Below are 11,259 nucleotides of genomic sequence, written 5' to 3'. Positions count from 1 at the left end.
TCTCAATTTATATTTAGAATTGAATAACTTCCATGTAAAGACCGAATTTGGCCCAAAATCTCCTCTATGAAAAATAAATATTTATTGACCAAAAGCGTCCTAATTCTTTTTGTAACAGGTTTTTTTTATTCCTGTGGATCAAAACAGGATATTAAAGATTTTGATTTGTTGACTGAAGAGGAAAGGCATCTTCCCGAAAATGCACTTTCAGGGATTACATTTGCGGAAGGCATTGAGGCCAAACTTTTTGCGTCTGAGCCCACCATAACCAATCCAACCAATATTGACATTGACCACAAGGGAAGGGTATGGGTTTGTGAAGCCTACAATTACCGTCCCGCCATCACAGGGAACGAGACTCACCAAGAAGGAGACCGGATCGTGATTTTGGAAGATATAGATGGGGACGGAATCCAGGACAAAAGTACAGTATTCTACCAAGGACCTGAACTCAATGCACCTCTTGGGATTTGGGTGATGGGCAACAAAGCCATCGTTTCCCAAAGTCCATATGTTTGGCTTTTTACAGATACTGATGGCGATGATAAAGCAGATACCAAAGAAATTGTATTTCAGGGGATCTCAGGAGAGCAGCATGACCACGGGATGCATGCCTTCGTTTTTGGCCCGGATGGGAAGTTTTACTTCAATTTTGGAAATGCAGGAGCGCAGCTTGTCGATAAAAACGGGAATGTCATCGTAGACAAATCAGGCAAAGAGATCAATACAGAAAATTATCAGGAAGGATTGGTTTTTAGAAGCAATACTGATTTTACGGATATTGAAGTTCTTGGACAAAATTTTAGAAACAACTATGAGGTAGCAGTGGATTCTTATGGAACCATGTGGCAATCTGACAATGATGACGACGGAAATAAGGGAGTCCGAATCAATTACGTCATGGAATATGGCAATTTTGGGTACAAAGACGAGATGACCCGGGCTAGTTGGTCAGCCAACCGTACCAATAAAGAAAAGGAAATTCCCCTTCAACATTGGCACCTCAATGATCCCGGCGTAGTGCCAAACCTTTTACAGACTGGGGCAGGTTCCCCGACAGGCCTTTTGGTTTATGAAGGAAGATTGCTGCCGGAGATTTTTTGGGACCAAATGATTCATTCGGACGCAGGGCCAAATGTCGTCAGGGCATATCCTGTAAAAAAGGATGGAGCAGGTTATATAGCCGAAATGGTAAATATCATGCATGGAGACAAAAACCAGTGGTTCAGGCCTTCCGATGTTTGCATCGCTCCGGATGGTTCATTGTTTGTTTCGGATTGGTATGATCCTGGAGTGGGAGGACATCAGGCCGGGGATTTGAATAGGGGAAGGATTTTCAGATTGGCTCCTCCAAAAAGCAAATACAAAGTTCCATCCTATGACCTCAATACTGTGGAAGGTGCTTTAGAAGCACTTCAAAACCCAAACCTTTCTTGGCGCTATCAAGCTTGGCAGGCTTTGCAAAAACAGGGTTCAGCCGCTGAAGAAGGCCTGGTCAAAATGTTTGAATCCCATGAAAATCCAAGAATGCGAGCGAGGGCTTTTTGGGTTTTGGCCAAAATGGAAGGAAAAGGCCTAAGCTATGTAGAAAAGGCAATTGCTGATTCTAACCCTGATATTCAGATTGCAGGTTTAAGAGCAGCTAGACAATTGGGACTGGATTATATCCCATATGCCAAGAAACTTGCTCAAAGTCCTGATCCACAGGTGAGAAGGGAAGTAGCGATTGCTTTGAGGCATCATTCTTCACCGGAAGCACCCGGAATCTGGGCACAGCTGGCAAAGCAGCATGATGGAAAGGACAGGTGGTATTTGGAAGCTTTGGGAATCGGTGCTGAAGGTCAATGGGATTCCTATTACGCTGCTTGGGAAAATCTGGTACAGGATCAGGTAATTGAGAATAATTCGAATAAAGATATCGTTTGGCGTGCAAGAACAGGAAAATCCATACCTATGCTGGCAGCATTGGCCTGGGACCCTGCTGAATCCATGGATTTGAGATTAAGGTATTTTAGGGCATTTGATTTCAATCCTGATGGGGAAGCCAAATCAAAAGCCCTGATCAATATGCTTGAAAAACCTTCTCAGGATCTAAAAGAAATCAACAGATTGGTCATTACCCATTTGGAACCAAAGTATATCAAAACCTCTCCTTTAGCCTTGGCAGCTTTGAATGATGTCTTAAAGGAATCTGCAGGGCAAATTGAGTTTGTGGAATTGGTTAGAAAATTTGAACTGAAAGACAAAAATCCTGACCTCCTTCAACTTGCATTGGCCAATTATGACAACAATATCGGTAGGTCGGCTGCGACTACCTTGCTCAATCAAGGAGGAGCTCCTTTGGTTACCAAAGTTTTAAACGGAGGTGATGAAAAGCAGGTGTTTGATATGATTTTTGCCTTAAGAGGAATAGGTTCAAGTGAATCAATTGGGATGCTTGAAAATATTGCCTTTGATGACAAAAGAAACATCAACGTCAGGAGGGAAGCTGCTGCCGCAATAGGAGGAAGCTATGCAGGAGAGGAGCGGGTTTTGGCTTTGCTGAAAGAAAACCAATTCCCTGATAACCTCAAAGCCTCGGCAGTAAATGGCGTAAGCAGGGCATGGAGAAAAAGTGTCAGGACTGAAGCAGCGAGTTATTTGGAAAATAATGATACCGAAAATCAATTGCCTCCGATGGCTAAATTGCTTGCAATGGAAGGTGTCGCAGAAAATGGTCTTGTTGTTTTCAAAAATAACTGCTCAGTTTGCCATCAGGTCAATGATATCGGGATGGATTTTGGTCCGAAGCTTTCAGAAATCGGGAGCAAACTATCCAAAGAAGCCCAATACATAGCCATCATCCATCCAGATGCCGGGATCAGTTTTGGTTATGAAGGTTACATTGTCAAAACAAAAGACGGCAGCACTTACGGTGGGGTCATCAGTAGTAGGACAGAAACCGACATTACTATGAAAATCCCCGGTGGAACTTTGGTAGAACTTAAAACTGCCGATGTGAATTCGATTGATCAAATGGAAAATTCAATGATGCCATCAGGATTGGAGAAAGCCATGAGTACACAAGAGTTAGTGGATTTGGTTGAATACCTGATGACTTTAAAAAAGAAATAATAGAAAGCTGAACATCTTATAAATTCTAGGAAAACAATTCTGAATAAAATCAAACCTGAATAAAATAAGAATTAAAGCGAAGGCAAAATCCTATTTTTGGGTTTACCACAAAAGGCTATGATACTTAAATCATGGCTTTTTTGTTGAAAAACGGATACTACTTACAGGATTGCGTGTATCATCTCTTATAAATCCTACCTTTGTCAAAAAACAATTTTCCATGGATTTTTCTTCCCTCGGTCTTTCGCAAAGTATACTTGACGCCATCAAAAAAGCAAAATATGAAAGCCCTTATCCCATTCAAATTGAAGCCATTCCTGCAGTATTGAAAGGAAAGGATATTCTTGGTATTGCCCCGACAGGTTCGGGTAAAACGGCTGCCTATGTCCTTCCTATTTTGCAGCAATTACAGCAGGAAGAATATATCAAAACAAGAAATATTCCTATTCTGATATTGGTACCTACAAGGGAATTGGCCACGCAAGTGGAGGAAGTAATCAAAGTTTTCAGTAATTTTTTACCCCGTAAAATCAAAACCATGGCGGTTTTTGGTGGTGTTTCTGCCAATCCCCAAATGAGAAATTTATTTGGAACAGAAGTAGTCGTTGCCACGCCCGGAAGGTTGTTGGATTTGGTGGATAAAAATTCCATTTCACTTTCTGCTGTGAAAGTTTTGGTGTTGGATGAAGCAGACAAGATTTTGAATTTGGGTTTCAAAGAAGAAGTGGACGAAATTCTTTCCAAATTGCCCAAAAAGAGGCAAAATATCCTTTTTTCAGCTACCATGGAAGAAACGGTGGAGGAACTCATCAACAGGATCCTGCATAATCCTGAAAAGATTTCTGTGGAAGTAGAGGGAATAGCTCCTGAATTGATTTCCCAATCTGCCTATTTGGTACCGATGGAATACAAAGGGCCTCTGCTGCGGCATTTGATTAAAGCCAATGAATGGAATCAGGTTTTGGTTTTTACTTCTTCGATCAGGACTGCCGACAATGTTGCCGGAAAACTCAATAAAAACGGAATTGAGGCCACTTCATTCCATGGAGATAAAAGTCAGGGAGCTAGGACAGATGCTTTGACCAAATTCAAGAACGGCAAACTTCGGGTTCTCGTAGCCACAGACTTGGCTTCAAGAGGAATCGATATTAAGTTTCTACCTATCGTGGTTAACTATGAACTGCCAAGATCTCCCAAGGATTATATTCACCGCATTGGAAGAACAGGACGTGCAGGATCGGAAGGCGAAGCGATTTCTTTGATTTCAGATGAGGAGGAGCATCACTTCAAAGTAATCCAAAAAAAGATGGGCAGGAGAGTGGAGTTGATAGATGCGAAAAACATTGATTTTTAGTCTTTATGGATCACATTATGGATAAACCGTAATTTTTCCTTCACATTCAAATTGATAACAAAAGGATATAAATCCTGCAAACCCATACTTCTATTGATGCTATTCATCATAAAAGATAGCGGTAACCAATAAGAAAAAATCGTATCGAAGTCTTTGCAGTCATATGCATTGATATTGATTTCAGCTGATTTTACCATGACGCTTTCATGGACTTTTGGATCAATGGTTAAGCCATAAAAGTAAGCTGTCTCCAAAGTGTCCACAATGTGCATATAATGTGCCCAGGTTTCTGCCCAACTCTCCCAAGGATGCATAGTGGCGTAGGCGCTGATGAAATTTTGATTCCAGTTGGCAGGAGCGCCGTTTTTGTAATATTGGTTCAAAGCTTCCTGGTAACTGTAGGTTTCATCTCCATACAATGCCCTGAATTGTACCAGATATTCGGACTCCTTTATCAGTCTTTCCCAATAATAATGCCCGATTTCATGCCTGAAATGACCCAAAACAGTCCTGTAAACTTCATCCATGTTGTTTCGGGCCATTTCCCTTTCCACATCATCAGCTTCCGCGATATTCATCGTAATCAGACCATTGGCATGTCCGGTCATCACCCTAAGCCCATCAGGCATGGTGGAATCTGATTTGAAATTGAAAGCAAGCCCTTTTTCATAATCCACCGCTTTGGAAATGATTGGGAAATTCCACCTAAGCAAGGCGTAGATTAACCTGTGCTTGGCCAATTCGATCTTTTTCCACCTTTGGAGGTATTCAGGTCTTGATATATCCGGAATGATTCGGTTTAAGCTACAGGCTATGCAGACTTGAGACGCTTCATTGTCTGAAATCACCCAATTGCAGACATCATGTTCATGGTTTTTGCAATAATGATAGGTATTTCCTGTACTCGTTTCAATCAGATTATTTTCAGGATTTCTCCTTAAAGAGACCATTTTCAACTTTTTGGAATCAAATCCCAAAGTGTTATGACATTTTAAACAGATATTGTTGTCAAAATATACAGGATGGCTGCAGTTGTCGCATTGAAAAATTTGCATGGACTTTGGTTATTTTGTTTTTTATCTGAAAAATCAATGTTTTAAATTTAATGGTATTTAATCTAAAGAGTAATGGAATATTGAATTGAAAGAGGTTTAAATTGTACTGAAAAACTTTCAGTGTTTAAAACTCACAAACCCTTAATTTTTCCTTTATACTTTGCAATCAACTTTTCATTGTGTTCTTCTCCCACATCTGAGTTGGAGCTGCTGAAAATTTCAGGAATGACGCCTTTTTGAATCAGATTTTCGGCGGTCTGTACCATGATACTTTGCAAAATCACCGCTCCTGTCGCCGTAGAGGTGGCACCGACTTTAGTATCCAAACCATCGATTGATACAGCTGCATCGCCTATTTCTCCTCCATTGTCAAAATACAGGTCAGCGATTTCAAAGAGCCGTTTCCCGGAAGGATGTCGTGAATTGACTGATTGGGTATGTTTCAGGTTGGTAATGACGATGACTTTGGCTCCTTTTTCCTTGGCTATCATGGCCATTTCTATACTGACTGTATTACGTCCTGAGTTGGAAGAAATGATAAAAATGTCTTTTTCTGAAATAGGGAATTCCTCCAAAAGCTTAGCTGCATATCCTTCCATCCGTTCTACTTCGGTACTGTAAGAAGCATCCTTGTGAAGCATCAGCGCTTCATCCAAAATCGCAATTACGCGCGCAAATCCGCCTGCCCGATAGAAAATCTCCTCAGCAAAAATATGAGAATGTCCTGTGCCGCTGGTGTAGATAAAACCATCATTGGACAAACTGTCGGCTATCCAAGCGGCTGCAGTTTCAATTTTTTCAGCTTGTCCATAAACAGTTTGGAGCTTGGATTGAACCTGCTCAAAATAGCGCTGATAAGCTTTCATATCAATTGATCAGAATTTCGTCGATGAATACCCAACCTTTTCCTCCCGCTCCCGGGTGCCATTTTGGTAAAGGATTGACAGGGGTAAGTTTAGCCTTGATAGCCACGATGCCATTTTGGTTGATTTCGGTTTCATACATTTGAAGCATCCTGTCCCTGTTCCCTTTTGGTTGCTCAGGTTTTTGGGTATCTACCAACTTCCAGTCAGAACTTTGGGTTTTGACCCAAACTTCCACTTTGGAAGGTGGGAAAATATGCGATCCCTCAGCGGCCAAAGTGCTGAAAGCAATGTTTTGGATATTTTGGGGTGCTTTGAAATCCATTTGGATTTCAAATGGAGTGTCTTGAAAACCCAACCATTTACCTGTTCCAAAATCCTCATCTCCTTTTTCAAGGTCAAATAATGTTAAAGCGCCTGACCCTTTGTATGACTTGCTTGGTTCGAAGGCGAGTTTATAACTGTCAGGTTGAATTTTCGATCTGAAAAACACAGCAATTTTTTCAGCACTTCCTAGCCAACCCTCAGCAAAAGCCCTTGCACGCAAAGTGGCATTTTTATCCAAACTTATCGGTCCTGAATACACCTGATGGTTGCTGCTGTCGGGAAGGGTATTGTCTAGGGTGTAGAAAATCTTCACGGACCCGATCGGGTGCTTGAGGGTTAAATTGATTTTATCCGTGAAAATTGATTTTACAGATTCAATCTGTGGTGGATTGAGTTGGAATAAGGTCCCATCATCCTGAAAACCACCTTCGATATTTGTATTTGGCAGGTTAGATTTGAGTTTGGAGATCGCATTTTCGTTTTTACTTGTCCAGACAAACAAATCCTTCAGCTGACCAAAATCATTCAGACTTTCAAATGCGGCTTCTGAAAGTGGATTTCCACTGAGAGAAAGCTGCTTCAGATTTTTGAGCCCTTTCAATTCTCCCAAAGTATTTCCTTCTATTCCGGTAAAATTCAGGTTGAGAACCTCAAGATTGGGGTAATCTGAAAGTCGCTTGATATCCTCATCTTTCAAAGGCATGTTTTGGAAATTCAATTCCACAACCTGCTCCCTGACTTTTTTCAAGTCATCAATCGTATTGGGATCAAATTGGTTTTTCCCAAAAAATGTGACACTTAGTCCCGGTGAATCAGGATATACAGCAACTACTTTTCTGTAGTCATTATTCAACTGAGCAATGGTTTTTGAACTTGCCGCCTCAAAGGCATAAGATTTAGAATCTTGGGAGGTAAACCTTTCTTTAGCCAAAGCAAAGAACTCACTTTCAGGATAATATGCTGTAAGTTTTTTATCAAAATGCGCAGAATCCAAAATCCAGCTTTGAATCAATGCCAGTTCTGTTTCGGTCAGTTGCGGTTTTCCCTTAGGTGGCATATGGAATTCTTCCTCCAAAGGAATCAGGATATGGACAAGAATCTGGGAATTTTCAAGGTCTTCCAAATCCACAGCAGGACCCATTTCGCCACCTTTTAGGATATATTCGATTTCATCCATCCTCAGGTCACCTTTGACTTTACCTGCTTTATGGCAACTGATGCATTTTTGTTGCAGGATCGGTTTGATGACATGGTCATAGGCTAAAGCTTCCTCAAAACTTACCTGTGGGACATCAGCATCACTTTGCAGCGGTTCAAAAAGAAAATCTTCCCCATGAGTCAATGAAGCTCCAAAATGGCCTGTTGCCAAAACCAAAGCCAATACAACTATAGAAAAGCCTTTGGCTATCGGAAGTTTATCTTTTACCCAAAACCAATACCATAAAGTCCCAAGCCAAAAAACCAGCAATCCGGTCCATTGGTGGTTTTCAAAATCCTCTTTAACATATCCTTCTTCCACACTTAGAAAAAGTCCTGCGAGAACGGTGATTCCAGTGAAGAACAGTGCAGAAAGCAAGAGCCATTTGAAAGCAATTTTTGAATTAACCCCAAGAGAATCTGGAAACCAAAAAAGCAACGCCGCCAAAAACAACATCACAATAGGGAAATGGAGCAAGAGTGGGTGCATCCTGCCGACGACTTCCAAGAAAGCAGGCAATTGGATATTGTCTTGTCCAATGACAAGAATAAGAATCAATCCATGGAGGACAATCAGTGAATTTTCAAGAATCGCAATGATCTTTTGGTTTTTGGGCATACAATCTTAAAACTTAAACCAAAATATCTTTTACTACTTTACCGTGCACATCGGTCAACCTATACCTTCTTCCAAGGTGCTTATAGGTCAGCCTTTCATGGTCAATACCCATAAGGTGAAGGATGGTAGCTTGGAAATCATGGACATGAACCGGGTTTTCTACAATGTTGTATCCAAACTCATCTGTTTCTCCATAGACCATTCCTGATTTGACACCGCCGCCGGCCATCCAAATGGAAAATGCCCTTGGGTGATGGTCTCGGCCGTAATTATCAACCTGTATTTTGCCTTGGCAGTAGTTGGTTCTTCCAAATTCTCCTCCCCAAATCACCAAAGTTTCATCCAATAAGCCCCTCTGCTTCAGGTCAGTGATCAGAGCGGCTGAAGCCTGATCCACATCTTTGGCCTGACCTACCATCTGATTGGGAAGGTTATCATGGGCATCCCAACCCTGATGGTAAAGCTGGACAAAGCGCACACCGTTTTCAGAAAGTTTCCTTGCCAAAAGGCAGTTGGCCGCATAAGTTCCCGGAATCAAACAATCAGGTCCATACATCTTGATGATGCTGTCAGGTTCTGATTTGATATCCGTGACTTCCGGTACAGCGGTCTGCATACGGAAAGCCATTTCATATTGTTGAACTTTGGCTTGGATTTCAGGGTCTCCAAAAGTCTCATAGTTCATATTGTTCAGTTCAGCCAACTTATCCAACATCCTCCTTCGGTCTTCTCTGTTCATTCCTTTTGGATCTTTCAGGTAGAGTACAGGATCTTCACTTGCCGAAAACTGAACACCCTGATGGACAGAATCCAAAAATCCATTTGTCCATAATTTTGAATATACACCTTGGCCATTTCCTTTTCCCCGGCTCAAAAGCACGCAGAATGAAGGAAGGTTGCTGTTTTCACTCCCCAATCCATAACTCAGCCATGCTCCCATACTTGGACGGTTGCCCACTTGGGCGCCGGTTTGAAAGAAGGTCAATGCCGGATCATGGTTGATGGCTTCGGTATGCATGGATTTGATGATGCAGATGTCATCCACCACTTTGGCAGTATGGGGGAAAGCTTCAGATATCCAAGCCCTTGATTCACCATACTGGTTGAACTTGAAAAAAGAACCAACCAAAGGAAATGAACTTTGACCTGCAGTCATGCCTGTCAGCCTTTGTCCTGCCCGGATCGAATCAGGAAGCTCTTGACCGATCTGCTGATTCAGCAAAGGCTTGTAATCAAATGTTTCCAACTGTGAAGGAGCTCCATTTTGAAAAAGGTAAATCACCCTTTTTGCCTTTGGTGCAAAATGAGGAAGGGCTTCCATTATAGCATCTTCACCGCTTTTTCCTTTAAACAGATCTGGAATCAACAAACTTCCCAAAGCAACACTACCTAAACCCAAACTGACTTTAGAAAGGAACTTCCTTCTGTTCTCGTTTAATCCGTATTCAAATTGTTCTTTTTCCATTTTAGATTTTGGTAATTGCTTCCTCAAGATTGTACATTGCCAGGATTACCTGCATCAAGGCTGCGGTATTGGGATTGATTTTTTCTTCTTTGATAGGATATTCACCTACCTTAAAAAGGTCATCGGCTGCTGCCTGATTTTGTTTGAATTTTGAATATTCTTCCTCAAAATAGCCGGAAAGAATGTCCAATTCCTTCGAATTTGGTGCCCTGCATAAGATTCTTTTAAAGGCTTCTTCAATGGCAGTTTCCGGTTCGGATTCTTTTTCAGTCAACTGACTTGCCAAAACCCGTGATGCTTCCATCACCAAAGGATCATTCATCATCACCAATGCCTGTAGCGGCGTATTCGTTCTTCCTCTGTTGACTTCACATTGGTCCCTGTTTGATCCATCAAAAATGATCGGCATCGGAGGAGGAGAAGTGAGTTTGATAAAGGTATATAGACCTCTTCTGTAGAGTTTTTCTCCTTTGTCCTGTTTGTAGGTTTTGAGCTCACCACGGCCGGAAGTGGCTGCTTCCCAAAGTCCCTCAGGCTGGTAAGGCTTCACGCTTGGTCCACCTATTTCAGGTACTAGCAGGCCGGAACTTGCCAATACCAAATCCCTGATATTCTCGGCAGGCAATCTCAATCTAGGTGACCTAGCCAGATAGATATTGTCAGGATCTGTATTCAAATGCTTCTTGGTAACCTTTGAAGACTGCATGTATGTTGCCGAAGTCATTATTTTTTTGAGCAGGCGCTTTATGTCCCAATCATTTTCCATGAAATCAACAGCAAGCCAATCCAAAAGCTCAGGATGGGAGGGAAGATCACCTTGCATGCCGAAATCACCGGTGGATTTGACGATACCTACACCGAAAATTTCCTGCCACATGAGGTTGACAAAAACCCTCGCCGTGAGCGGGTTGTTTTTGTCTACGGTCCACTGTGCAAGCCCAAGCCTGTTTTTGGGTAGATCATCCGGAAAAGAGAAAATACTTTCAGGTGTATTGGGTTTTACCGGTGTAGTACGCGCATCGTATAGGCCTCTGTTCAGAATATATGTAGTCCTCACTGTGTCCAACTCATCCATCACTGAAACCATTAGCTTGCTTGTGTCCTGATGGTTGATGAAAGTAAGCAGTTCATTTATATCATTCCTTTCTATCCATAGAATCGGAGTTTTGGCTGGTTTTGATTGGGATACATCTCCTTCATATCCTTTCTCGGGGGTATTGTTGAAAAAGGCAAACATCTCATAGAAGTTTTTCTGCGAAATGGGA

At 41.8% G+C, this 11,259-nt stretch carries 7 protein-coding genes; 2 read left to right on the top strand and 5 right to left on the bottom strand.

What is annotated here, in order from left to right; translation table 11 throughout:
* Positions 1–66 precede the first annotated feature (66 nt).
* A complete protein-coding gene (locus tag ACZFYI_RS08625) occupies positions 67–3,114 on the top strand; it encodes a PVC-type heme-binding CxxCH protein (RefSeq protein WP_462523719.1) in 3,048 nt (1,015 codons plus the stop codon).
* 220 nt (positions 3,115–3,334) lie between these two features.
* Entirely contained in the window at positions 3,335–4,468 is a 1,134-nt protein-coding gene (locus ACZFYI_RS08620; RefSeq protein ID WP_462523718.1) for a DEAD/DEAH box helicase, read from the top strand.
* On the opposite strand, the gene ACZFYI_RS08615 is transcribed toward ACZFYI_RS08620, so the two are convergent.
* The 5 genes from ACZFYI_RS08615 to ACZFYI_RS08595 form a co-directional block, all read right to left on the bottom strand.
* A complete protein-coding gene (locus ACZFYI_RS08615; protein ID WP_462523717.1) occupies positions 4,465–5,523 on the bottom strand; it encodes a zinc-binding metallopeptidase family protein in 1,059 nt (352 codons plus the stop codon). The genes ACZFYI_RS08620 and ACZFYI_RS08615 overlap by 4 nt on opposite strands.
* A 131-nt stretch (positions 5,524–5,654) precedes the next feature.
* Positions 5,655–6,389, bottom strand: coding sequence for a sugar isomerase domain-containing protein (locus ACZFYI_RS08610; protein ID WP_462523716.1), 735 nt, complete (start codon positions 6,387–6,389; stop codon positions 5,655–5,657).
* Between the two features lies 1 nt (position 6,390).
* Positions 6,391–8,529, bottom strand: coding sequence for a chitobiase/beta-hexosaminidase C-terminal domain-containing protein (locus ACZFYI_RS08605; protein WP_462523715.1), 2,139 nt, complete (start codon positions 8,527–8,529; stop codon positions 6,391–6,393).
* 13 nt (positions 8,530–8,542) lie between these two features.
* On the bottom strand, positions 8,543–9,994 hold the full coding sequence (locus ACZFYI_RS08600) for a DUF1501 domain-containing protein (RefSeq protein WP_462523714.1): 1,452 nt from the start codon (positions 9,992–9,994) through the stop codon (positions 8,543–8,545).
* 1 nt (position 9,995) lies between these two features.
* Positions 9,996–11,259: DUF1553 domain-containing protein (locus tag ACZFYI_RS08595; RefSeq protein WP_462523713.1), on the bottom strand; the 1,264-nt coding region annotated here is incomplete at its 5' end.

The sequence above is a fragment of the Aquiflexum sp. genome (genome assembly GCF_977115555.1).
The sequence above is the reverse complement of the archived record's forward strand: the minus strand, read 5'-3'. Positions and strand labels throughout refer to the sequence as shown.